This window comes from Flexivirga sp. B27, from assembly GCF_052905685.1.
Genome location: NZ_JBPYUM010000001.1, coordinates 703,166 through 726,849 on the forward strand (window position 1 = coordinate 703,166; position 23,684 = coordinate 726,849).

A 23,684-nucleotide genomic window follows, 5' to 3' on the forward strand; every position below is an offset into this window, starting at 1 on the left:
GAAAGGACCGGCGATTTCGGCCAATTTGAGCCGAAATCCGGGGGCCTCTCGGTCATCGGGGTGCCTGTCGGCGATCCAGGGTTGGACCTGTCGGTCAGTGGGACCGGCGGCGTTTCGCGAGGCTGACCGTGCCCGGCGGGTCGTCGCGACCGACGACCCGGAAGCCCGCCTTGCGATACATCCGCTGGTTGCGCTCGCTCCGCGCCCCGGTCAGCACGCTGTATGACGCCGTCGTCCCGGGCGCCACTCGCTGGATGTGATCGAGCAGCACCCGACCGAACCCGCGGCCCTGCAGATCGGGCACGACCATCAGTCGGCCGATGTGCCAGTCGGTGCCGGCACCGGCCGGACCGTCCTGGAGTCGACCCCGCACCGAGCCGACGAGTCGGCCGTCGATGCGAGCGACATACGTCGTCCAGTCGCGCAGGGAGTCGGTGAGCGAGGCAGTGGTCTCGTGCTGCGCGGGGATGTCGAGCATGTCGTTGAGGATGCCCTCGGCCAGCCAACACGCGTGGGTGGTCGTCAGCAACTCGCCGACATCGGCAGGCGTCGCGACGGCAAGCTGCAGGTCGCCGGCAGCGGCGGCCGCGACAGACGGCAACAGATCCGGACGGCGAGCTGCGGTCCGCTCCAACCGTTGCTGATGGCGCCACGCGGCGATCCGTCCGTGGTCTCCGGACAACAGCACGTCGGGCACCGAAAGCTCTTGCCAATGCTCGGGTTTGGTGTAGACGGGATATTCGAGCAGCCCGTCCTCGTGCGACTCCTCGACGAGCGACTGTGCGTTGCCGATGACGCCCGGCACCAATCGGGCGATCGCCTCGGTCATCGCGAGCGTCGCCACCTCACCGCCGTTGAGCACGTAGTCACCGAGCGACAGCACACGAACCTCGAAGTCCTCGGCCGCCCGCGTGTAGACACGTTCGTCGATGCCTTCGTAGCGCCCGCAGGCGAAGACCAGGTGCTCCCGGCCCGCCAACTCGCGTGCGATCGACTGGTCGAAGCGCTCTCCCCCTGGCCCAGGGATGACCAGGACCGGTCGCGAATCCGTCTGCTGCGCAACGTGTTCGAGCGCTTCACCCCACGGCTCGGGCTTCATGACCATGCCGGCCCCGCCGCCATACGGGGTGTCGTCGACGGTGCGGTGTCGGTCGTGGGTGAAGTCACGCAGGTCGTGCACGTGGACGTCGAGCAGACCCTGACGACGCGCCTTGCCGATCAGCGAAAGGTCAAGCGGGGCAAGGTAATCCGGGAAGATCGTGACGACATCGATCCGCATCGTCACGACTCCGGCAGGTCGAGGAGGCCGGGCGGCGGGTCGACCACGATGCGCCCGCCGTCGATGTCGACCTCGGGCACGAGTTGCTCGACGAAGGGCACGTAGCCGATGCGACCGCTGACCAGGCGGACCTCGAGCAGGTCCTGCGCCGGCCGGTCGTGCAATTCGACGACAGTGCCCAGCTGCGCGCCGTCCGTGTCGACCACCGACAGACCGATCAGGTCGTCGGCATACCAGGCATCGTCCTCGCCGTCGTCGTCCTGCGCGTCGATCAGCAACTGGGTGCCACGCAGGCCCTCGGCCGCGGTCCGGTCCGCCGCCTCGTCGAACGCGAGGAGGTGAATCCCGTTGTGCACCCGGTGGGTTCGCAAGGTCAGCGGTCCCTTCGCTGCGGGGTCGGTGCGGAACGTCTCCCCCACCACGAAGCGCTGGTCCGGCGCGTCGGTATGCACACGGACGGTGACCTCCCCCTTGAGCCCGTGCGGCTTGCCGATCCGGGCGACGACGACGTCATTCATGACGTTCATTGTGCAGTGTCCGCGACCCACGCCCCCGCGCGCATCACGCGCTGCACGCTGTGGTCGGCACCGCGGTCATCGTCCAGCACGAGGAGGTCCGCGCGCGCACCGGGCACGATCACGCCGCGATCGCCGAGCCCGATCACCCGCGCCGGATTCGCCGACGCCGCAGCGGAGGCCTCGCGGGGGTCGACGCCGTTCCGGATCGCACGCGCGAAGGCGCTGTCCATCGTCAGTGAGCTGCCGGCCAACGACCCGTTCTCGAGCCGGGCCGCGCCGTCACGCACCCACACCTGCTGCCCGCCCAGGACGTATTCACCGTCGCCGACGCCCGTCGCATCGATCGCGTCGGTGATCAGCACGAGGCGGTCGTCGCCCCGCGCCAGCACCTCGCGCAGCACGGCCGGGTGCAGGTGGATGCCGTCGTTGATCGTCTCGCACGGAACCCCGGCGTCGAGACTGGCGAGCACGGGGCCGGGCTCGCGGTGGTGGATCGGTCGCATGCCGTTGAACAGGTGCGTGGCGAGAGTCGCGCCGCGTTCGAAGGCCGCGCTCGCCTGGTCGTATGTCGCGTCGGTGTGCCCCACCGCAACGACGACGCCGGCCGCGACCGCGGCGTCGATCAGCTCGAGCGCTCCGGGCAGCTCCGGCGCGATCGTGATGACCCGCAGGTGGCCACGCGCCGCATCGACCATCCGGCCGAAGGCGCCCAGGTCGGGCTCGATGAGGTGGTCGGGGTTCTGCGCCCCGCAGCGCACGTGCGAGAGGAAGGGACCTTCCAGATGGGCTCCGGCGATCTCGCCCGCCTCGGCCAGGTCGGCAGCCCATCCCAATTGCTCGCACAGCGCGTCGACCGGAGCCGTCACGAGCGAGACCAGTGAGGTGGTCGTGCCGTGGCTGCGGTGGAAGCGCACCGCACTGGCCATGTCCTGCGCGGACGCGCTCATGTCGTGGCCGCCACCGCCGTGCACGTGGATGTCGACGAACCCCGGGACAACCAGCGCCCCGCCCAGCGACTCACCCTCGGCCGGACCGGCGTGTATGCCGGACACCGCGCCGTCGGCGATGCGCAACGACCCCTCGACGATCCCATCCGGAGTGAGCACTCGGGCATCGGTCAGCACCATCTCGTTCATACCGCCCATCGAACACCACGCGTCCTGCCCGGTCGCGTGCAGCGTGCGCCGGAGTCGCTGCTGGCCCAGCCGCCTGGACCACTTCCGGAAAGCATCGATCCGAGTGACGCAATATGCGTTAAACTTGCTTCAACCACGCACAAAGCGTCACCTGACGTCACGATCGTCGATCCTGTGCGAGCCCGTCCCGAATCCACCGCACCCCAAGGAGCCCGACCGTGTCGCACGTTGCCGCCGAGATCACCAGTCAGCCCGAGGTGTGGGCACGCGCCGCCGAAGTCGCGGCGACCCCCGAGTCCGCCGAGGCGATGCCCGCCGCCGGCGAGCGGGTCGCGATCGTCGGCTGCGGCACTTCGTGGTTCATGGCCCAGTCCGCAGCCGTGCTGCGCGAGCAGGCCGGGCAGGGAGAGACCGACGCGTTCGCCGCGTCGCAGTTCCCGGTCGGACGGCGCTACGACCGCATCGTGGCCATCACGCGTTCCGGCACGACCACCGAGATCATCGATCTGCTGCGCACCCTCGGCCCGGAGCAGCGCTCGACCGTGGTGACCACCGAGGCCGAGCACCCGGTCGTCCCCCTCGCCACCCATCACGTGCTGCTCGGCTTCGCCGACGAGAAGTCGGTCGTGCAGACCCGCTTCGCCACCAGCGTGCTCGCCTGGTGGCGCGCGGCGCTCGGCCAGGACCTGTCCACCGCGATCTCCGACGCGCAGGCCGAGCTCGCCGCGCCGCTGCCCGACGAGCTCACGCGCGCCACCCAGTTCACCTTCCTCGGTGACGGCTGGACCGTCGGGCTGGCCAACGAAGCCGCGCTGAAACTGCGCGAGGCGTCCCAGACCTGGACCGAGTCCTACCCGGCGATGGAGTTCCGGCACGGCCCGATCAGCATCGTCGACGAGCGTTCTGTCGTCTGGGTTCTCGGCGACGCCCCGGACGGCCTTGCCGAGCAAGTGGTGGCGACGGGCGCGCGCTTCGTCCAGACCGACGCTGACCCGATGGCTGTGCTGACGACCGCCCAGCGCGTCGCGGTCGCGCTGGCCGAGGCGTCCGGCAAGAACCCCGACGAGCCGCGCGCGCTGACCCGCTCGGTGGTCCTCGCCCAGTGAGTTTCGATCGCAACTTAGAACGTGAGCTGGTCCTAGCCGTCGATGTCGGTGGGACCTCGATCAAGGCCGCGGTGCTCGACCCGGACGGGGGCGAGCAGCTGCGGCGGGTGGTCCCCACGGCATTCGGCGCCGGCCCCGACGCGATCGTCACGGCGATCCGTGAGCTGATCGAGGACCGCTTCCGCGCCGCATCGGTGGCCGACATCGAGCTGCGTGCGGTCGGCGTGGTCGTGCCGGGCGTCGTCGACACCGAGGCCGGGATCGCCCGATACGCCAGCAACATCGGTTGGCACGACGTGCCGTTGCGCGACATCGTCCGAGACGCGGTCGGCCTGCCCACGGCCATCGGTCACGACGTGCAGGCCGCCGGCCTTGCCGAGATGACCATCGGCGCCGCACAAGGCTCGTCCGACGCGTTGATCGTGGTGCTCGGGACCGGCATCGCCGCCGTCGTGGTCTCCGGTGACGAGGTGGTGCACGGAGCCGCCGGCATCGCCGGAGAGATCGGACACATCCCGGTCGGCGACCTCCGAATCCGTTGCCGCTGCGGCGCTTTCGGCTGCCTGGAGATGTTCGCCTCGGCGCGCGGCGTCGCCCGGCTGTATGCCGAACGCACCGGCCGAGCCCCTGACGGCATCGACGCCACGGACGTCCTCGCGCGACTCGACACCGATCCGGACGCGGCGGCCGCCTGGCAGGAGGCCACGGACACCCTGGCGCGCGGCCTGGTGGCGGGAGCGCTGATCACCGACCCTGACCGGGTCGTGCTCGCGGGCGGTCTCTCACAGGCCGGCGATGCCCTCCTGGCGCCGACCCGTCACGCCTTCGAGGCCGGTATGCCGTGGCGATCCGCGCCGAAGCTCGTCGCGTCCCCACTCGGCGCCCGCGCCGGCCTGATCGGTGCGGGGCTGCTGGCCCGCACGGCTGCGGATCACGACGCATGATCGTCGCGGTCTGCCTCAACCCGGCCCTGGACGTCACCTATGACGTCCCAGGCTTCGAAGTCGGTGCGGCACAACGAGTTCGGCACGTCAGGCGACGCGCCGGGGGCAAGGGTGTCAACGTCGCCTCGGTCCTGCACGCGCAGGGCACGAGCGCACTCACGGCCGGACCGATCGGCGGCGCAGTCGGCGCCGAGATCGTCGACGACCTGCGCGAGAGGGACGTGCCGGCGGAGCTGACGCACATCGCCGGGTCGTCCCGGCAGACGGTCACCGTCGTGTCCGACGACGACGCCACTGTCCTCAACGAGCCCGGCCCAGTCCTCACCGAAGCCGAATGGTCCGCATTCACAAAGAGTTTCGCGCGACTGATGCGCGGAACCGCAGTCGTCACGATGTCCGGCAGCCTGCCCGGCGGCGTGCCCACGAGCGCGTATGCCGAGCTGACCCGCATCGCACACGACCATGGTGCGTCGGTGATCGTCGATTGCGAGGGCGAGCCGCTGGTCCGGGCACTGCACGCCGCGCCCGACATCGTCAAGATCAACGAGCACGAGGCGGCCGCCACCACCTTGGTGGAGACCGCCACCGGCAGCGACTCGCTCGAGAGTGTCCTGGCCGCCGCCGAGGAGTTGCACAGTCTCGGTGCACGCGAGGTCGTCATCACCCGCGGAGCTGCCGGGTTGGCAGCCCACACCGTGCAGAGTCGCTTCGCCGCCACCGCGGCCGGCACCGTGGCGGGCAACCCCACCGGCGCCGGCGACGCGTTCACCGCAGGCCTCGCGGACGCCGTCGCTGCCGGCCTGTCCTGGCCGGACCGCCTGCGGCGCGCCGCAGGGTGGGCCGCCGGAGCAGTTGCTCGGCCGACCGCAGGCGACCTCGATCCGACGATCGCCGCCGACCACGAGAGCCGCACCATCATCCGGGAGTTGTCCTCATGAGTGTCGTCAGCACGGCCGATCTTGTTGTCACTGCTGCGGATTCGACGAAACCGGTGTTCGCGTTCAATGTCGTGACGCTGGAGCATGCGGAGGCGATCGCGGCAGGAGCAGCCGCGGCCGGGACGCCCTGCATCCTGCAGATCAGCCATAACACGATCCGATTCCACCGGGGTCCGGCAGCCATCCTCGCCGGCACGGTCGCGGTCGCGCGAGCGGCGGACACGCCTCTCGCCATACATCTGGATCACATCACGGACGCCGATCTCGCGCTGCGGGCGGCAGAGCTCGGTGCGAGCTCGGTGATGTTCGACGCCGGCGCACTCCCCTACGCCGACAATGTCGCCGCGACCGCCGACGTCACCCGCCGCGCGCACGAGCTGGGGCTGTATGTCGAGGCCGAGCTCGGCTATGTCGGCGGCAAGCCCGACGCGCCCGCCAGCGCGCACGCTGCGGGAGTGCGCACCGACCCGGCAGAGGCATCGGCGTATGTCGCCGCAACGGGCGTCGACGCACTCGCAGTCGCCGTCGGCAACAGTCACGCGATGACCGAGAAGACCGCGGCCCTCGACCAGGGACTCATCGGCCGCCTGCGGTCGGCGGTCCCGGTGCCACTGGTACTGCACGGCTCGTCGGGTGTCGCCGACGAGGAGTTGCGCGCCGCGGTGGCCGCCGGGATGACGAAGATCAATGTCGGGACCGCGCTGAACATCGCGTTCACGGGTGCCGTGCGCGAGGTGCTTGCTAGTACCGACAAGGTCGACCCGCGACCCTACGTCGGAGCCGGCCGTGACGCGATCGCTGCCGAGGTGCAGCGGTTGCTGTCGTCGCTCTGAGCGAGGGAGAACTTCCTGGCCTGCTTAGGCGAGTAAGACCTCGATGCCGGACTGCTCGAACTCCCGCACGATCGCCGGGTCCGCTCCGTCATCGGTCAGCAGGGTGTCGATCTGCTCGGGCGGGCAGATCGTGCAGAACGCCCGCTTGCCCAGCTTGAGGCTGTCGGCGACCACGACCACCCGCTGCGCACGATCGGCCATCGCCTGGTTGATCTCCCCCTCGTCGTCGTGCCGGGTCGCGGCACCGTGCTGCGCGGACACCGCGTCGACGCCGATGAAAAGCAGGTCGATGGTCATCGCCTCAATCACCGGGCGCGCGAAATGCCCTACCAACTCGAAGGATTGGGGCCTGATGACGCCACCGATCACCACGACCTTGAGCTGCCGACGCACCGCCAGGTCACTGGCGATGTTGAGTGCGTTGGTCACGACTGTCAGCGAGTTGAGCGCGTCCACCTCGCCCTCGGCGAGGTCGGCCCGCGACGACAGGCTCCGGGCGACCTCGGTGGTCGTCGTGCCGCCGTTGAAGCCGACGACCGACTGCGGCTCGATCAGCTGGGCGGCGCGGTCGGCGATGCGTCGCTTCTGGTCGGACTGCCGGGCGTTCTTGTAGCGCATCGGCAGGTCGTAGCTGACCGATCCGGCCACTGCGCCACCGCGAGTGCGCGAGATCAGCTGCTGGTCGGCCAGGTCATCCAGATCTCGCCGCGCAGTCGCGGGCGAGACACCGAAGTCGGTGACGAGCTGCTCGACGTCGATGGAGCCGTCCAGGGCGATGTGCTCCAAGATGGCGTTGAGCCGCTCATGCTTGCGCACATCCCACTCCTTACCGTTGCTCCACCAGACCGCGTTCGATGACGCTTACTGCTTGTTAAGTCGAAGTTTGCGTCATAACACTGCACTTGTCGAGTCATTCGCGCACATCGTCTCGAAACACCGCGCCCGGATATGTGAAAGGGGTATGCCGCGAGCAGCGCTCGCGACATACCCCTCACGGGTGGCGGACCAGCCGAAGCCGATTACCGGCTCGTCACCGGTCGGTCGTCAGCGGTCGGTCGTCAGCGGTCGGTATCGACGATGTCCACCCGCACGTTCTTGCCACCGGCCAGCGCCTTGACGACCTCCCGCAGCGCCGACGCGGTGCGACCGGAGCGACCGATCACCCGACCGAGGTCGTCCGGGTGCACGCGCACCTCCAGCAACTCGCCGCGGCGGCCGTTGGTGTGTCGCACGGTCACGTCCTCGTCGTTGTCGACGATGCCCTTGACCAGGTGCTCGAGCGCTTCCTCCAGCACGGGCTCAGCCCTCGGACTTGGCACCCGGTGCGGCGAAGCCGGCAGCCTCAGCGGCCTCCGGCGTCTTGAACCACACCTCGGCAACCGTCGACTCGTACCACTGCGAGTCAGCAGTGTGGTACTTCATCGAGTCCTTGTTCCCCTTGACGGTGAAAACCTTCGGGTCCGGCGATGCGCCGTCCTCCAGCGGTGCTGCGGAGTCGGCACCGAAACCGCCATCGGCGATCGCTGCCGGCGCCTCGGCCTTGGGCTCCTCGGCCTTCGGCTCCGCTGCCTTGGCCTCGTCAGCCTTCGGCTCGGCCTTCTTGCGGGTCGTCGTCGCCGAACCCTTGCCACCGTCACCGGAGGCGTTCTGGGCTGCAGACAGGGCGGCCTCGTAGAGGGCCTTCTTGTCCGTCTTCGGCTCGGCGACCTTCAGGGTGCCCTCGGCACCCGGCTCGCCCTTGAACTTCTGCCAGTCACCGGTCACCTTGAGGATCGCGGCAACCTGCTCGGTCGGCTGCGCGCCGACGCCGAGCCAGTACTGCGCACGCTCGGAGTCCAGCTTGATGAAGCTCGGCTCTTCCTTGGGGTGGTAGAGACCGATCTCCTCGATCGCCCGGCCGTCGCGCTTGGTGCGCGAGTCCATGACGACGATGCGGTACTGAGCGTTGCGGATCGCGCCGAAGCGCTTCAAACGAATCTTGACGGCCACGTGTGTGGTCTCCTTCAACATGATTGAGAGCAGCGGCGAGACCGGGGTGGGGACACACCGGGGAACCGTTGCTCGGGGGTAGGCGTGCGACACCGACAGTGAGAGGGCCGACAGGCACACGGGTACGCGCCACATTGTGCCAGAGCGCGCACTCACGTCCCAATCCGGTTGCCCAATCGAGGCGAAGCCCGCACGAGTATGTCGCGACGGTCGCGAGTTACTCGCCACAACCACACTTCCGGGCGAATACGTCGCGACAGTCGCAAGTTACTCGCCATACCTCGCGGTTTCGGACGAGTACGTCGCGACAGTCGCGAGTTGTTCATGAATCACCCGGCCCCCAGTCACCCGGTCAGCTCGGGTCGGCGACCTGACCGAGGAAGAGCGGCGCACCCGTCTGGGTGTCGTGGATCGCGAAGAAGAACGCCCGGTCGACCTCGATCTTCTTGGGCAGCTGCGCAGGAGCAGCACCCACCCCCATGCCCACACCGGTCGCGGCGGCCGCCTCCGTGCCGTGCTGGTCCACCTTGACGACGGACTGGTGCGCCACCGAGTCGACCTTGATGTCCCCGGGCTTGCCACCGATGCCGGACAGGTCCGCAGCGGGAGTGAACAGTTGCCGCACCCCGAGCGCCCGCAACGCGTCGGCGAGCTGGGCGCGAGTGTTGATCGAGAACGCCGGCATGGTCACCGTCACCTGCCCGTCCACCTTGCCCTGGACCGCCTTGGGCAGCACACGTGCCAACGATGTGCGTATGGCGCCGAACGCGCCCTTCGCCGGCAGCACGATCGTCATTGCCAGGCCGCCCCCGACATACGGGATGGTGACGCTGCGCCACTTGTCCCCCGTCGCGACCGGCATCATCGCCTTCGCGGACATGTAGCCGGTCTTCACCTGCTCGCCGGACGCAGTCGTGAACGCGCGTGGCGACCCCGGCGCCTCGAATTCCTTCTGCCAGGACGCCTTCAGGTAGAGCGCGTTGACGAGTTCGAGGCGGCTGCGCGACGTGACCTCTTTGGGCGTCAGCAGCTGCGGGATCAACCCGTGGGTGCGGTCCTTGACCCAGCCGTTGATCTCCTTCAGCGCTCCCTCGGCGTCGCCCCGGTAGTCGACGACGTGCATCTTGGCGCCGTACCCCTTCGCGAGCGCCTGCAAGTAGTCCTTGCGGACCGGCTGGGTCTGGTCCGGCCACAGGGAGTTCGCGGTCTGCACGACGGACTTCTTCGCGTCGTCCTTCCCGTCACTGTTGCCCTTCGCACTGTCCTTGATCGCGGTGGCCACTGCGGCGTCGACGGCGGTGACGTTGCCGGCCTGTCGTTGTTGGTCCCCGCCCAGCGCTGCGTCGAGCTGCTTGCGGCTGAGACCGCGAGCGCCGGCGTCGGTCATCGCCAGCGCGGAGTAGATCGAGTAGGGGCTGATCGACCCGTTGCCCGTGGCCGAGATCGCGTCGGTCTTCAGCAGCACCTGCACACCGAAATTGGTCAGGTCCGCCCCGGCGCGGGCATTGGGGCCGGCTGTCATCCGGGAGGCGTTGACCGCCAGGACTCCGCCGGATCCGGACGTGACGGTGCCGGGCGGGTTCGCCCCACGCGTGCCGTTGCCAGAGGTCTTGCCGCCGGTCGTCGGGTCGGACGCCGAGCCGGACGAGCAACCTGCCAGGGCGGTGCCGAGCGACACCAGCGCGAGCGATTGCAGAGCCTGCCGACGATTCATGATTACCCCTTGTTGGAAGTGTCCGACCGTTCGATGGGAAGACGCGCAGCCCTCCGCGACGGTTGCATTCGGACAAATCCGCTCACACACTCCATAACGATCCGCCGCTGCCCGATAACAATCCGTCCGAACGATTTGGATCTGTGTCCGATCTATGGTCGTGTTGAAGGCCGGCCGTGTGGTTACCGGTCGGACAAAGCTGTCCCAGCAGGAGGAATATCGGCGTGTCAGTCCTCGAGGCGCAACACCTTTACAAAATCTTCGGTCGCCGGCCGGATGAGGTGGTCAAGCGGCTCGAAGCAGGGGCCGACGCCGCCGAACTTCGCGAGAAGTATGGCGTGACGCCGGCCGTCATCGACGCGTCGTTCACGGTCGAGCAGGGCGAGATCTTCGTCGTCATGGGCCTGTCCGGCTCGGGCAAGTCCACCCTCATCCGGATGCTCAACGGGCTGCACCCGCCGACAACGGGCAAGGTGCTGATCCACGGCGAGGACATCAGCGCCATGGGCGGCAACCAGTTGCGGCAGACCCGGCGAGACCACATCAGCATGGTCTTCCAACACTTCGCGCTCTTTCCGCACCGCACGGTGCTGCAGAACGCCGCTTACGGCCTGAAGATCAAGGGCATGCGCGAGTCGGAGCGCAACGAGAAGGCGCGCGAGGCGCTCAGCATGGTCGGCCTCGACGGCTGGTCGGATCACAAACCCAGCGAGTTGTCCGGTGGCATGCAGCAGCGCGTCGGCCTGGCCCGGGCGCTGGCCGCGGAGACCGACATCATGCTGATGGACGAGGCGTTCAGCGCGCTCGACCCGTTGATCCGCCGCGACATGCAGGACCAGCTGATCGAGCTGCAGCAGCAGCTCGGCAAGACGATCATCTTCATCACCCACGACCTCAACGAGGCCATGCGCATCGGCGACCGCATCGCGATGATGCGCAACGGCCGCATCGTGCAGATCGGCACCGCCGAGCAGATCCTGACCGACCCGGCCAACGACTACGTCGCGCAGTTCATCGCCGACGTCGACCGCACCCGGGTCCTCACCGCCGGTTCGATCATGGAGCCGCCGGTCGCGACTCTCGGCCTGGGCAACGGCCCCAAGGCCGCCCAGAAGGTCATGCGTGAGCATCAGCAGCACGGCCTGTATGTCGTCAGCCGCGACCGCACCCTGCAGGGCTACGTCATGGAGGAGTCCGTCGCGGCGCACCGTGACCTGGAGACCATCGAGTCGCTCGTGCAGCCGATCGAGACGAAGGTCTCGGTGGATGAGCAGGCCGCGCACCTGTTCACGCCGGCCGCGACGGTCCGCCTGCCGCTGCCGGTCGTCGACGAGGACGACAAGCTGCGGGGCGTCATACCCCGCGTGACGCTGTTGGCCGCGCTCGGTCAGGTGGACAGCCACGAGACCGGTGTGCGCGACACACCGGATGCGCCACCCGGCCCGGACACGGACTCCCCCGACGACTTGGCCACATCGACTGTCGGAGGTGACCTGTGAGCAACAGCGTTGTGATGCCCCGCATCCACCTCGGCGACTGGTCCGACGATGTCGTCGACTGGATGAGCGACCACCTCGGGTGGTTCTTCGACGGGCTGAAGTCCGTCATCGAGCACCCGGTCGACTGGATCGCCGACGGCCTGCACCACACTCCGGTCATCGGGGTGATCATCCTCTTCGCCGTCATCGCCTGGCTCGCCCACGGCTGGAAGCTCGCGATAGGCACACTGATCGGCTTCCTGCTGATCGACGGCTTCGGGGAGTTCAAGGCGGCACTGGACTCGCTGTCTCAGATCCTGGTCGGCAGCATCATCGCGATCGCCATCGCGATCCCGCTCGGCATCCTGACCGCTCGATCGAAACGCGCGTCCTCGATCCTGCGACCGGTGCTGGACTTCATGCAGACCCTGCCGGCATACGTCTACATCCTGCCCTGCCTGTTCTTCATGAGTCTCGGGCCGGCAACCGCCGTCATCGCAACCGTGGTCTTCGCGATGGCGCCGGGCGTGCGGCTGACCGAGCTCGGCATCCGGCAGGTCGACAGCGAGATGGTCGAGGCCGGTCAGGCATTCGGCGCCACTCCCCGCGAGGTGCTGCGCGGCATCCAGATGCCACTGGCGCTGCCGAGCATCATGGCCGGCATCAACCAGGTCATCATGCTCGCGCTGTCGATGGTGGTCATCGCCGGTATCTCCGGTTCGCCCGGCCTCGGCCTGGACGTCTACTCCGGCCTGTCCCAGCTGGAGGTCGGCATCGGCGTGGAGGCCGGTGTCTCGGTGGTCATCCTGGCGATCTTCCTGGACCGCGTGACGGCCGGACTGAGCAAGCCCGACGTCGGCTTCATCGCCGAGATCCGGTCCCTGCGCAACAAGGCGCGGGCCCGGACCAAGGCCAAGACGGCCGCCGCAGGCGCAACGCAGGGCTGAGCAGACTTCACTAACAAGAGGAGAGACTGATGGAACAAACTCGACGCAACGTCCTCGGCGGCCTGGCCGCACTCGGCGCGGGCGGTCTGCTCAGCGCGTGTGGCACCACCGCATCTTCCGGTGGCGGCGGGGGTGACGAGAAGGGCTCCGGCGGCGGCAGCAACGTCGGCGACAAGGTCGACCACAAGATCATCGGCATCGAGCCGGGCGCGGGCCTGACCAAGGCCACCAAGCGGATGCTGAAGGAATACGGCCTGTCCGACTGGACGCTGCAGACCTCCACGACCGCTTCGATGCTCGCCGCCCTGAAGAAGGCGACCGACGCCAAGGAGCCGATCATCGTCACGCTGTGGCGTCCGCACTGGGCCTACAGCGCGTTCCCGATCAAGGACCTCAAGGACCCCAAGGGCGCGATGGGCAAGCCCGACGGCATCTACGCCCTGGGCACCAAGAACTTCAAGTCGGAGTTCCCCGAGGTCTACGCGATGGTCAAGAACTTCCACATGACCGACGCCACGCTGGCGCCGCTGGAGGAGACCGTCCTGCGCAAGCACAAGGACGACCCGGCCGCCGGTGTCGATGCCTGGATGAAGGACAACAAGGACTTCGTCGACAAGCTGTCCAAGGGCGTCACCGCCAAGCCCGGCAAGAAGTCGATCAAGATCGGCTACATCAACTGGGACGAGGACGTCGCCACCACGCACCTGTGGAAGAAGATCCTCGAGGACAAGGGCTACACGGTGAAGATCCAGCTGGTGTCCGACGCCGGCCCGCTCTACATCGGCCTCGACAAGGGTGACGTCGACCTCTACCTCGACAGCTGGCTGCCGGCCACGCACGAGAGCTACTGGAAGAAGTACGGCGACAACCTGACCAAGATCACCAAGTGGTACGACAGCGCACCGCTGACGATCGCGGTGCCGAAGTACATGAAGATCGACTCGCTGGAGGACCTGAAGGACTGACCTCCTGACGGACTCACCGCCGGAGGGACCGACCTCCTGACGGACTGCCGCGAAGGGCACGGAAACGACTGGGACACAGTCGATTTCGTGCCCTTCTCGGTGTCTTCGGGGTGTCTTTCGTCACATCCGCGGGTTGCAGTCCGGCAGCACACCGCGGTGAGAGCGTGTCGGGTGCGGCTGCCGGGCGAAAATCCACATGCGCCTGTCGGTGCGCCCGCGTAGCGTTGAGCAACGATGTCCACCACCGTTACTCGTGCTTCCGACGGCACCGTCACCCAGCCGCCGGCCACTCCCCCACAGGATCACCGTCGTCAGCTCGGCTGGCGGCGGTTGGCCGGCATACCGACCACACTCACTCTGCTCGTGCTCGTCGTCGGCACCGTCGGCGTCGTGCTGGGCACCGTTGTGGCCGGTCGGCTCGCCGCGCACCCCACCGACGCCCTGGTGATGCTGCTCGCGCTGTGTGTCGTCGGCGGCGCGATCCTCGACACCATCGGCCGCTACTTCTGGGCGTCGATCATCGATCGCGCCGAAGGCGCGCTGCGTGCCGATTTGCTGGATGCCGCTCTGCACCAACCACTTTCGGCGTTGTCCGAGCAAGCTGTCGGAGAAGTCCTCGACCGTGTCGACGACGACACCCACGAGGTCGGCACCCTGCTGCGTCAGCAGGTCTGGCGGCTGTTGCAGACCCTCGTCGCGCTGGTGCCGATGTGGCTCATCGCCGGCCTGACCTGGTGGCCGGCCTGGCTGCTCTTCCCCGCCATCGCCAGCGTCACGTTCCTGGTCATCAAGCCCAAGCTCGGTGAGCTCGCGCAGCGCAAGGTCGCCGAGGAGATCGCCTGGACCGACCACGCGGCCGCCCTGGAGGAGAGCATCGCCGGTGCCGACGACCTGCGCACCAGCTCCGGTCAGCCGTTCGCGGTCGCCCGGCTGGCGCGGCTGTCGGCGGTGATCCACGAACGTTTCAAGAGCGTCCTCGATCTGGAGTGGTTGCTCACCCTGCGCGCGAGTGTGCTGTTGCACGGCCTGCTGGCCGCGGTCGGACTCGTCGGCATCGCCCTGGTCTCCAGCGGCGGCATGTCGATCGCTGCGGTCGTGACGTTGTTCCTGGTCACCACGACCTTTGTCGGCCAGATCGACATGACCGCACGCCATCTGCCCGACCTGCAGACCGGCATCGGCGCGATGATCCGGCTGCGGCAGATGCTGTCCGTCGAGCCGGAGCCCACCGGTGGCGAGCCGCTGCCCGAGTCGCCTCTCGACATACGCCTGGAGGATCTTGAATTCTCTTATGCAGAAGGCTCGTTCGCGCTTCAGGACCTGTCGCTGCATGTCCCCGCGGGGCACACCGTCGCACTCGTCGGACGCACCGGCTCGGGCAAGTCCACCCTGGCGTCGCTGCTGTCCCGAGCTGTGGAGCCCCCACCCGGGGTGGTCTTCCTCGGCGGCGCCGACGTCACGACGCTCGACCTCGCGCAGTTGCGTTCGTCGGTCGGGGTCGTCACCCAGCGCACCGAGTTGCTCGTCGGCAGCCTCGCCGACAACATCGCGCTCTTCGCCGACATCCCCCGCGCGACCATCGTCGATGCGGTCGAGCAACTCGGCCTGACCGACTGGGTCGACGGACTGCCCGACGGGCTCGACACGATGCTCGGCGCGAGCGGCACCTCACTGTCCGCCGGCGAGGAGCAGCTGGTCGCGTTCGCCCGGCTGCTCGTGCGCGACGTGCGGGTGGTCGTGCTCGACGAGGCGACCGCGCGCATGGACCCACTCACCGAGCGCCGCGTCGTGGCGGCCGCCGAGCAGTTGCTGACCGGCCGCACCGGCGTGCTCGTCGCGCACCGGTTGAGCACCATCGCGCGAGCCGATCAGATCGCCGTCCTCGACCAGGGCCGCCTCGTGCAGAGCGGTCCGCGCGAGCAGTTGGCCGAAGCACCGGGACCCTTCCGAGCGCTGCTGGAGGCCTCCGCTGCGCACGAGGTCCAGGAACATGAGTTGGAGCGCGAGCAGCAGTCGGCGCAGGTCGAGCAGCTGCCCACCGATCTGGCTGTCGCCTCGGCAACAGACACGGCGGTCGATCCGCACGCCGCTGCCGCTGTCGGGCATCAGGTCGGCGGCCGGCGACGCACCGGGCCGCCGCCGGAGATCCACGACCCGGGTCACGGCCCCTCGCTGGCCCGCGGCATCGCGCACGCGCTGCGCATCACGCCGCACTGGGGCGCGGTGGCCGTCGGGCTGTTCTTCGGCTCGGCGCTGCTCGGGTCGCTCGGAGCGGTCACCGGACTGGTCTGGGGCAACGCCGTCGAGGACCTCAAGGACGGCCACACGCCGACCACGCTCGGCTTCCTGCTCGTCCTCTGCCTGCTGGCGGGTCCGATCATGCTGTCCGAGGCCATCCGGCGCTATCCCCGCTGGTGGGTCGAGGTCCTGCTACGCACCCGGATGTCGGTGCTGCGCGGTCAGATTCGCGGACACCGGCTGGCCAAGACGCCACCGGGTGAGGTTATGGGCCGCGCTCTGGACTCCGACCGGTTCGCGATGTATGCCGACCGCTGGGTCGACTTCATCAACGGCCTGCTGATCGCCTGCGTGACCGCCTTCATCGGTGGCACGGTGCTGGCCGGCCTGGTGCTGCTGGGCGTGATGGTCGGTGCCGCGGTCGCGTCATCGGCCGGCCGGCCGATTGCCGGCCGCTCGGCTGCGAAGGCGTCGGAGTCGCGTGCCAACTTCGGGCGTGCGCTGGTGTCGGCACTGGAGTCGGCACGCACGGTCAAGCTGGCGGCGCGCACCCCCGAGGTGCACCGGCACCTGCAGCGTGTCGACGGCGGCCGGGTCGACGCGGCGATCTTCGAGCACCGGGTCCGCGCGATCCTCGACGGCGTCCCGATCATCCTGGTGCAGGTCGGCGTTGTCGTCGCCTGGGCGGCATACCTCGAGGGGGTCTGGGGGCTCGCGACCGCGATCCTGGTCGCCAACGCGGTGGCCGGCTTCGACTGGTTCGGCCGGGTGGCCGGCGCAGTTGTGACCGAGGCTCCCGGTGCACGCGCCTGGCAGAAGGCCACCAGCCGCTTCGCCGGCGGTGTCGACCTGGTCGACCTCTCCCCCGACATCGACATGCTGCGCGGCACCGCGCCCGCGCCGCCCGCGATTGCCCGCAATCCGTTGCAAGAGCTGACGATTCGGGACTTCTCCGCCATACACGATGACGGGACGATCGGTGTTGCCGGTGTCGATCTGACGGTGCACCGCGGTGAGTTCGTGCTGTTGCTGGGTCAGATCGGCTCGGGCAAGTCGAGCCTGCTGAGTTCGCTGGCTGGGTTGCTGTCGCACAGCGGATCCCTGCAGTGGAACCACGAAGAAGTCACCGACGGGCAGTCGTTCCTGCGGCCCGCGCAGGTCGCCCATGTCGCCCAGGTGCCGCGCGTGCTGTCCGGCACCTTCGCCGACAACGTGCAGCTCGGATACGACCGGCCCTTCGACGAGCCGGTCGCCACTGCCCGGTTGACGCCGGACGTCGACGCTGCCGGCGGACCCGACTCGGTCATCGGTCACCGTGGCGTGCGGCTGTCCGGCGGGCAGGTCCAACGACTCGCCCTATCTCGCGCATTGGCGACCGAGAGCGAGCTGCTGCTGGCCGACGACGTGTCCAGCGCCCTGGACGCGAGCACCGAGATCGAGTTGTGGGATGCGCTGCGTGAGCGGCACACCACCGTCATCGGTGCGACGTCCAAGCGCGCCGCCCTCGCCCAGGCCGACCGGGTGGTCGTGCTCGTCGACGGCGAGGTCACCGACATCGGTCCGTGGTCGTCGCTGCGCGGACGCTGGGATCACCTGGCCGGCTGACGACGCCTCCGGTGATCGTCGGCGGGAGTCCGGAGTGGTGGCAATCGGCGCCGCTCCGGACTCAGGCCGCGCCGTGCTCGGTCCTTGATCAGGCGGTGCCCCCGAGGGAGGCTCGATCGATGACTCGCGTGGCTTCCCGATCGATCCTGTCGCTCAGCACCATCGCACTGGCAGCCACGCTGAGCGCGTGCGGCAGCAGCTCGGGCGGGAGTTCCGGAGATTCTGCTTCGTCCGGCGCTGCACCACTGCAGGTTCGCGCGGTCAAGAGCGAGAGCCAGGGCAGCTGCGCATCCCACAGCACGACGATGGTCGAGGATCACGGCTCCTGCCTCCACCTCGGCAAGCCCGCCATGACGGTGCACTCGGTGAAGTCGGCGAAGTCGAGTTCCGACCCACAACCGTCGGTCATCGTCACGCTCGGTGCGGACGACTCGCGACGCCTGCAATCACTGACCACGACGGTCAGTAAACGGTCCGGCTCGCAGCAGAGAATCGCGATTCTCGTCGGGGCAGGATCGGATCATCGGGTGGTGAGCGCACCCACGGTGATGGAGCCGATGACCAACGGCAGCCTGCAATTGAGCGTTGACAGCGCAAAGCAAGCAAAACAGCTCGCGCACGACCTCGGCGGGAGTTGAGCTCGTCATACACGCACACAACCCTCAACCGTCGCGGGTTATGCACGCCACAAGCCCGAGAACCGCATCCCTTCCAGCGACCGTTGCCGGTTATGCACGCCATACGCCCGAAAACCGCCCCGTTCCAGCGACCGTTGCCGGTTGTGCACGCCCACGCACATAACCCTCAACTGTCGCGGGTTGTGCACGGCATCCCGACGATTCACGCACATAACCCTCAACACTCGCGGGTTGTGCACCAGATGCGGCCCTACCCCGGCGCAAACCTCGGACCCAACCCTCGACCGTCGAAGGTTAAGACCACACCCCGGCGCAACCCCCGGACCTAACCTTCGACCGTCGAAGGTTAGGCACCGGACGTCGCGTGCCGCTCCAGGAAGCGGTAGACCTCGGTGTCGTCCACACCCGGGAAGACACCGGGCGGCATGGCAGCCAGCAGGTGTGAGTGCACGCGTGCGGACGGCCAGGCCTGACCGGACCAGCGCTCGGCCAGCCCGGTCGGCGGCTGGTTGCAGCAGCTCGGGTCAGGACACCGCGACACGGCACGCTCGGTGGTCTCTCGACCACGCATCCATTTCACGTGCTGATAGGGCACGCCCACGTTGACGGCGAAGAGCCCGTCCTTGGTCCGATCGACGACCGCCGTGCACCAGTAGGTCCCGGATCGGGTGTCGGTGTATGCCTGGTAGGCCTGCGACAGGTCGGGCTGCTCGAAAACCCGGCGCGCGGTCCACGAGCGACATACGCGCTGACCCTCGATCGCACCCGAGGGATCGGCCGGGAAGCGCACACCGTCGTTCTCGTAGGCCTTGTAGACCACGCCGTCCTGGCTGATGCGCATGAAATGCACCGGCAGACCGAGGTGCTGCGTCGCCAGGTTGGTGAAGCGGTGCGCCGCGGTCTCGTAGGACACTGCGTAGGCATCGCGCAGGTCCTCGATGGCGATGTCCTTGTCGGCCTTTGCCCGCCGCAGGAAGTCAACCGTCTCCTTCTCCGGCATCAGCAGCGCAGCTGCGAAGTAGTTGATCTCCACCCGCTGCGACAGGAACTCGGCGTAATCGGCCGGCGGCTGGTGCCCGAGGATGAGGTGACCCACCGCGTGGAGCGCCAACGACCGTGAATCATGTTGTCCTGCTTCAGGTTGCGGCAGATAGATGCGGTGGTTGTGCAGGTCGGTCACCGTCCGGGTCGAACCCGGCAGGTCGGAGGTGTGCACCAGCTTGTAACCGAGGTGCGCCGCGATGCGGTCGACGGCGGCGCGACTGATCGGACCGCCGGGATGGTTGATCGCCTTCAGCAACGTGCCGGCCTCCCCCTCGATGTCGCCGAAGTAGTTGTCAGCCGCTCGCATCCGCTCGCGCAGTTGTGCATTGGCCCGCCGTGCGTGCTCAGGGGTCGCCGCACTGTCCGCCCGTGCGGAAGCCATGGCCTCGTGCATGCCGACGAGCGCCTCGAGCGCCTCGGTCGGCAGCCGCGGGCTGACCTTCACCCGCGGCAGGCCTAAGGACTCGTATGACGGCAGGCGTTGCGCCCGCTCGAGCCGGATCTCCAGCGCAGCACGACGGCTCGGCGGCGCGGTCGACAGCAGGTCGGCCAGTTGCGTGTCCAGCTCAGCGGCGAGCGCCGACACGATCGACAAGCGCGGCTCGCGCTTGCCGTTCTCGATCAACGACAGTGCCGATGTCGACATACCGACCGCCGCGGCGACATCACCGAGCGTGCGCCCGGCCTCCTGACGGACATGCCGCACCCGACGACCGATCGTCAACGCATCGGGTGTGTCTGTCGACTCCTTGACCGTGGTCTTCGGGTCGGGATCGGTGAGACGGCCGGGATGAGCCTTTTGTGTGGCGGTCGTCACAGAGGACGCGTTTTTGACAGGTCGTGTGCGGTCTGAGGTCGTTGAAACTCGTGCCATGCCGAGACACTATCGCAAATTTCGCATTTTTTTATCCGAAACCTGCTGTTGATTTCGCTTGTGGTTACTCCAGAGTTGGGTACATCGAACGCACCGCACTTTGCGAAAGGACCGCAGGAGCTATGAGCACCGAGCAGCAGCCCAGCACCACCGAGCAGGAGACCGCCCTGCAGAACGACTGGCACAGCAACCCCCGCTGGGCCGGGGTCAAGCGCGACTACACCGCGGGCGACGTCGTCAAGCTGCGCGGCTCGGTCCAGGAGGAGTTCACCCTGGCCAAGCGCGGCGCCGAGCAGCTGTGGGACAAGCTGCACAGCGAGGACTACATCAACGCGCTGGGTGCCCTGACCGGCAACCAGGCCGTGCAGCAGGTCAAGGCCGGTCTCAAGGCCATCTACCTGTCCGGCTGGCAGGTCGCCGGCGACGCGAACCTCGCGGGCCAGACCTACCCCGACCAGTCGATCTACCCGGCCAACTCGGTGCCGGCCGTCGTGCGTCGCATCAACAACGCCCTGATGCGCGCCGACCAGATCGAGTTCGCCGAGGGCAACAAGAGCGTCGACGAGTGGGTCGTCCCGATCGTCGCGGACGCCGAGGCCGGCTTCGGCGGCGTGCTGAACGCCTTCGAGCTGATGAAGTCGATGATCGCCTCGGGTGCCGCGGGTGTGCACTGGGAGGACCAGCTCGCCTCGGAGAAGAAGTGCGGCCACCTCGGTGGCAAGGTGCTGATCCCCACCCAGCAGCACGTGCGCACGCTGAACGCCGCGCGCCTGGCCGCGGACGTCTCCGGCACGCCGTCGCTCATCATCGCCCGCACCGACGCCGAGGCCGCGACGCTGCTCACCGCCGACGTCGACGAGCGGGACCGCGAGTTCCTGACTGGCGGACGCACGGCGGAGGGCTTCTACGAGGTCCGCAACGGCATCGAGCCCTGCATCGCCCGCGCCAAGGCGTATGCCGAGTACGCCGACCTGATCTGGATGGAGACCGGCACCCCCGACCTCGAGCTGGCCAAGCAGTTCGCGGACGCCGTGCACCAGGACTTCCCGGACCAGATGCTGGCCTACAACTGCAGCCCGTCGTTCAACTGGAAGAAGCACCTGGACGACGACACCGTCGCCAAGTTCCAGCGCGAGCTGGGCGCCATGGGCTACAAGTTCCAGTTCGTCACGCTGGCCGGCTTCCACGCTCTGAACTACTCGATGTTCGACCTGGCCCACGGCTACGCCGAGAAGCAGATGAGCGCGTACGTCGACCTGCAGCAGCGCGAGTTCGCCGCCGAGGACCGTGGCTACACCGCGACCAAGCACCAGCGCGAGGTCGGCGCCGGCTACTTCGACCTGGTCTCCACCGCGGTCAACCCGGACAGCGCCACCACGGCGCTGAAGGGTTCCACCGAGGCCGCTCAGTTCTGATCCGCTGCCTCACCCGGTCGGCCTGACCGCCGACCACCCCTACTTACCCGGGTCTGCACGGTCACCTGGCTCCGGCCGTGCGGGCCCGGGTAAATCCCATACACCCCGCAACATCCGAAACACCAGCACTACCAAGGCAACTGACACACCGGAAAGGACACCTGTCATGTGTGAAACGCACGGCACTCCAGTGGTGCGCGGCTCCCAACACCCACGCTTCGACGAGATTGTGACCCCGGAAGCTCTTGCCTTCGTAGCCACTCTCGACGGCGCCTTCGCCGGCCGTCGCGCCGAGCTGCTGGCCGACCGCCGCACCCGCGCCAAGGACATCAGCGCCGGCGCGGACCTGGACTTCCTGCCGGAGACGGCATCCATCCGCGCCGACCCGACCTGGAAGGTCGCGGCGCCCGCACCCGGTCTGAAGGACCGCCGGTGCGAGCTGCTCGCGCCGGCCTCCCCCGGCACCGCGGCGCACGCAATGAACTCCGGTGCATCGACCTGGCTGGCGGACCTCGAGGACGGGGTCGCACCGTCCTGGCAGAACATCATCGACGGCCAGATCACCCTGTATGACGCCATCCGTGGCGACCTCAGCTACAAGTCGTCGGACGGTGCAACGCTGACCACCGAGGCGACCACCGAAGGCAACGGCCCGACGATCATCATGCGACCGCGTGGCTGGCACCTGTGCGAGAAGCACGTCACGATCGACGGGCGACCGATCTCCGCGTCGCTCTTCGACTTCGGCATCTACTTCTTCCACAACGCCAAGCGGTTGATCGAGAACGGCGCGGGTCCCTACTTCTACCTGCCGAAGATCGAGTCCCACCTCGAGGCGCGGCTGTGGAACGACGTGTTCGTGCTGGCGCAGCGGGAGCTCGGCATACCGCAGGGCACGATCCGTGCGACGGTGCTGATCGAGACGCTGCCTGCGGCATTCGAGATGGACGAGATCCTCTACGAATTGCGTTCGCACTGCAGCGGTTTGAACGCCGGACGCTGGGACTACATCTTCAGCTACGTGCGGACCTTCTCGCACCGCGGCGACGAGTTCGTGCTGCCGGACCGCGAGAAGATCACGATGACCACGCCGATCCTGCGCTCGCTGACCGAGCTGCTGATCGCGACCTGCCACAAGCGGTGGGCCTACGCGATCGGCGGACCGGCAGCGGTCAACCCGACCGGCCACGACGAGGAGTCGCGGCACCGCGCGCTGGCACAGGTCACCGCCGAGAAGCAGCGTGAGGCCACCGAAGGCTTCGACGGCTCCTGGGTGGCGCACCCGGCGCTGGTCGAGACGTGCCTGGCGGCATACCGCAGCATCCTGGGTGAGCGCACCGACCAGCGCTCGCTGCGCCGGGCTGCTTCGGTCAACGCGCGGGACCTGGTGTCCCTGGAGGGCACGCAGCAGTCGATCACTCTCGGTGGCGTCCGCACCAACGTCTCGGTGTCGCTGCGCTACCTGGCCGCATGGGTGGACGGCAAGGGTGCGATCACCATCGACAACCTGATGGAAGACGCTGCAACCGTTGAGATCTCGCGTGCTCAGCTGTGGCAGTGGCTGCACCACGAGTCACAGCTGGCCGAGGGGCCGCGGGTCACCCGCGAGCTGCTGGACCGGGTCATCGACGAGGAGTTCGCCAAGCTGACGCGAGGCCAGGACGAGCAGACCGAGGCACGCTACGCCGCGGCCCGCGAGGTGCTGGAGGTGACGGCGCTGAGCGAATACCTGCCCGGCTTCTTCACCAACTACGCCTACGTGCGGTACCTCACCGATCGGGCGTTGCGGATGAAGCAGCCGAACACCCGCGAGGACCTCCGACAGTCCGAGCAGGTCGCGACTGCAGCGACGGGTTCAGCCGGCTCGGCCGCCTGAGCTCCACCGGCCGAGGGGCCGACATCACGACCGAGAGGCTCAGAGAATCGGGCAGATTTCGCCTGATTCTCTGAGCCTTTCGGCACGTTTGTGGGTCGCTCGGCTGGTCGAAAGTCACCGAACCCACCTCGTCGGCGGCGCTCCGGA

19 protein-coding genes and 1 pseudogene are annotated in these 23,684 nt (G+C 68.2%); 11 read left to right on the forward strand and 9 right to left on the reverse strand.

The window, feature by feature from the left end; all coding sequences use genetic code 11:
* Positions 1-94 precede the first annotated feature (94 nt).
* The 3 genes from trmD to nagA are packed head-to-tail and all read right to left on the reverse strand — an operon-like array spanning position 95 to position 2,933.
* The gene (trmD, locus tag ACSZL9_RS03390) at positions 95-1,279 is read right to left on the reverse strand and encodes a tRNA (guanosine(37)-N1)-methyltransferase TrmD (protein WP_446665099.1); all 1,185 of its coding nucleotides are present in this window, start codon (positions 1,277-1,279) and stop codon (positions 95-97) included.
* Positions 1,280-1,281: 2 nt separating this feature from the next.
* Positions 1,282-1,797 carry a ribosome maturation factor RimM gene (rimM, locus tag ACSZL9_RS03395; RefSeq protein ID WP_446664056.1) on the reverse strand — a complete coding sequence of 172 codons (516 nt, stop codon included), beginning with the start codon at positions 1,795-1,797 and terminating at the stop codon, positions 1,282-1,284.
* Between the two features lie 5 nt (positions 1,798-1,802).
* Positions 1,803-2,933 (reverse strand): N-acetylglucosamine-6-phosphate deacetylase, encoded by a 1,131-nt coding sequence (gene nagA / locus ACSZL9_RS03400; RefSeq protein ID WP_446664057.1) that lies wholly within the window; start codon positions 2,931-2,933, stop codon positions 1,803-1,805.
* A gap of 218 nt (positions 2,934-3,151) precedes the next feature.
* Between nagA and ACSZL9_RS03405 the strand changes: the two genes are divergently transcribed.
* The 4 genes from ACSZL9_RS03405 to ACSZL9_RS03420 are packed head-to-tail and all read left to right on the forward strand — an operon-like array spanning position 3,152 to position 6,754.
* The gene (locus ACSZL9_RS03405) at positions 3,152-4,039 is read left to right on the forward strand and encodes an SIS domain-containing protein (protein WP_446664058.1); all 888 of its coding nucleotides are present in this window, start codon (positions 3,152-3,154) and stop codon (positions 4,037-4,039) included.
* Entirely contained in the window at positions 4,036-4,983 is a 948-nt protein-coding gene (locus tag ACSZL9_RS03410) for an ROK family protein (RefSeq protein ID WP_446664059.1), read from the forward strand. The genes ACSZL9_RS03405 and ACSZL9_RS03410 overlap by 4 nt, the downstream gene beginning before the upstream one ends.
* Positions 4,980-5,921, forward strand: a complete 942-nt coding sequence (locus ACSZL9_RS03415; protein WP_446664060.1) for a 1-phosphofructokinase family hexose kinase — start codon at positions 4,980-4,982, stop codon at positions 5,919-5,921. The genes ACSZL9_RS03410 and ACSZL9_RS03415 overlap by 4 nt, the downstream gene beginning before the upstream one ends.
* Positions 5,918-6,754 carry a class II fructose-bisphosphate aldolase gene (locus ACSZL9_RS03420; RefSeq protein WP_446664061.1) on the forward strand — a complete coding sequence of 279 codons (837 nt, stop codon included), beginning with the start codon at positions 5,918-5,920 and terminating at the stop codon, positions 6,752-6,754. Before ACSZL9_RS03415 ends, ACSZL9_RS03420 begins: the two co-directional genes overlap by 4 nt.
* Before the next feature lie 24 nt (positions 6,755-6,778).
* Here ACSZL9_RS03420 and ACSZL9_RS03425 read toward each other — a convergent pair whose 3' ends face one another.
* From ACSZL9_RS03425 to ACSZL9_RS03445, 5 genes and pseudogenes are all read right to left on the reverse strand, one after another.
* On the reverse strand, positions 6,779-7,570 hold the full coding sequence (locus tag ACSZL9_RS03425) for a DeoR/GlpR family DNA-binding transcription regulator (protein ID WP_446664062.1): 792 nt from the start codon (positions 7,568-7,570) through the stop codon (positions 6,779-6,781).
* 242 nt (positions 7,571-7,812) lie between these two features.
* Positions 7,813-8,049 carry an RNA-binding protein gene (locus tag ACSZL9_RS03430; RefSeq protein WP_446664063.1) on the reverse strand — a complete coding sequence of 79 codons (237 nt, stop codon included), beginning with the start codon at positions 8,047-8,049 and terminating at the stop codon, positions 7,813-7,815.
* 4 nt (positions 8,050-8,053) lie between these two features.
* Complete coding sequence (locus ACSZL9_RS03435) at positions 8,054-8,275, reverse strand: sunset domain-containing protein (protein WP_446665100.1); 222 nt, start codon at positions 8,273-8,275, stop codon at positions 8,054-8,056.
* Positions 8,267-8,743 (reverse strand): annotated as a pseudogene (gene rpsP / locus ACSZL9_RS03440) (30S ribosomal protein S16); the annotation flags it as partial. The pseudogene rpsP and the gene ACSZL9_RS03435, both read right to left, overlap by 9 nt.
* Positions 8,744-9,095: 352 nt before the next feature.
* Positions 9,096-10,457 carry a serpin family protein gene (locus tag ACSZL9_RS03445; protein WP_446664064.1) on the reverse strand — a complete coding sequence of 454 codons (1,362 nt, stop codon included), beginning with the start codon at positions 10,455-10,457 and terminating at the stop codon, positions 9,096-9,098.
* Between the two features lie 224 nt (positions 10,458-10,681).
* On the opposite strand from ACSZL9_RS03445, the gene ACSZL9_RS03450 reads away from it, so the two are divergent.
* The 5 genes from ACSZL9_RS03450 (at position 10,682) to ACSZL9_RS03470 (ending at position 18,328) form a co-directional block, all read left to right on the forward strand.
* Positions 10,682-11,956: a quaternary amine ABC transporter ATP-binding protein gene (locus tag ACSZL9_RS03450; protein ID WP_446664065.1), complete on the forward strand. Its 1,275-nt coding sequence runs from the start codon at positions 10,682-10,684 to the stop codon at positions 11,954-11,956.
* Positions 11,953-12,882, forward strand: a complete 930-nt coding sequence (locus tag ACSZL9_RS03455; protein ID WP_446664066.1) for an ABC transporter permease — start codon at positions 11,953-11,955, stop codon at positions 12,880-12,882. The genes ACSZL9_RS03450 and ACSZL9_RS03455 overlap by 4 nt, the downstream gene beginning before the upstream one ends.
* 29 nt (positions 12,883-12,911) lie before the next feature.
* Positions 12,912-13,847, forward strand: a complete 936-nt coding sequence (locus ACSZL9_RS03460; RefSeq protein ID WP_446664067.1) for a glycine betaine ABC transporter substrate-binding protein — start codon at positions 12,912-12,914, stop codon at positions 13,845-13,847.
* 234 nt (positions 13,848-14,081) lie between these two features.
* Complete coding sequence (locus ACSZL9_RS03465) at positions 14,082-17,690, forward strand: ATP-binding cassette domain-containing protein (protein WP_446664068.1); 3,609 nt, start codon at positions 14,082-14,084, stop codon at positions 17,688-17,690.
* A gap of 119 nt (positions 17,691-17,809) precedes the next feature.
* Positions 17,810-18,328, forward strand: a complete 519-nt coding sequence (locus ACSZL9_RS03470) for a SecDF P1 head subdomain-containing protein (RefSeq protein WP_446664069.1) — start codon at positions 17,810-17,812, stop codon at positions 18,326-18,328.
* A 346-nt stretch (positions 18,329-18,674) separates the two neighbouring features.
* Here the strand turns inward: ACSZL9_RS03470 and ACSZL9_RS03475 are convergent, their stop codons facing one another.
* The gene (locus ACSZL9_RS03475; RefSeq protein WP_446664070.1) at positions 18,675-20,189 is read right to left on the reverse strand and encodes a helix-turn-helix domain-containing protein; all 1,515 of its coding nucleotides are present in this window, start codon (positions 20,187-20,189) and stop codon (positions 18,675-18,677) included.
* A gap of 179 nt (positions 20,190-20,368) precedes the next feature.
* On the opposite strand from ACSZL9_RS03475, the gene aceA reads away from it, so the two are divergent.
* Together aceA and aceB are read left to right on the forward strand one after the other, a co-directional pair.
* A complete protein-coding gene (aceA, locus tag ACSZL9_RS03480; RefSeq protein ID WP_446664071.1) occupies positions 20,369-21,661 on the forward strand; it encodes an isocitrate lyase in 1,293 nt (430 codons plus the stop codon).
* A gap of 166 nt (positions 21,662-21,827) precedes the next feature.
* Positions 21,828-23,537, forward strand: coding sequence for a malate synthase A (gene aceB / locus ACSZL9_RS03485; protein WP_446664072.1), 1,710 nt, complete (start codon positions 21,828-21,830; stop codon positions 23,535-23,537).
* Positions 23,538-23,684: the final 147 nt, after the last annotated feature.

Bases quoted from the DNA above. Each gene is read 5' to 3' on its own strand.
- trmD (WP_446665099.1), bottom strand. From the start codon at position 1,279: ATGCGGATCGATGTCGTCACGATCTTCCCGGATTACCTTGCCCCGCTT.
- rimM (WP_446664056.1), bottom strand. From the start codon at position 1,797: ATGAATGACGTCGTCGTCGCCCGGATCGGCAAGCCGCACGGGCTCAAG.
- nagA (WP_446664057.1), bottom strand. From the start codon at position 2,933: ATGAACGAGATGGTGCTGACCGATGCCCGAGTGCTCACTCCGGATGGG.
- ACSZL9_RS03415 (WP_446664060.1), top strand. From the start codon at position 4,980: ATGATCGTCGCGGTCTGCCTCAACCCGGCCCTGGACGTCACCTATGAC.
- ACSZL9_RS03420 (WP_446664061.1), top strand. From the start codon at position 5,918: ATGAGTGTCGTCAGCACGGCCGATCTTGTTGTCACTGCTGCGGATTCG.
- ACSZL9_RS03445 (WP_446664064.1), bottom strand. From the start codon at position 10,457: ATGAATCGTCGGCAGGCTCTGCAATCGCTCGCGCTGGTGTCGCTCGGC.
- ACSZL9_RS03460 (WP_446664067.1), top strand. From the start codon at position 12,912: ATGGAACAAACTCGACGCAACGTCCTCGGCGGCCTGGCCGCACTCGGC.
- ACSZL9_RS03465 (WP_446664068.1), top strand. From the start codon at position 14,082: ATGTCCACCACCGTTACTCGTGCTTCCGACGGCACCGTCACCCAGCCG.
- ACSZL9_RS03470 (WP_446664069.1), top strand. From the start codon at position 17,810: ATGACTCGCGTGGCTTCCCGATCGATCCTGTCGCTCAGCACCATCGCA.
- aceA (WP_446664071.1), top strand. From the start codon at position 20,369: ATGAGCACCGAGCAGCAGCCCAGCACCACCGAGCAGGAGACCGCCCTG.
- aceB (WP_446664072.1), top strand. From the start codon at position 21,828: ATGTGTGAAACGCACGGCACTCCAGTGGTGCGCGGCTCCCAACACCCA.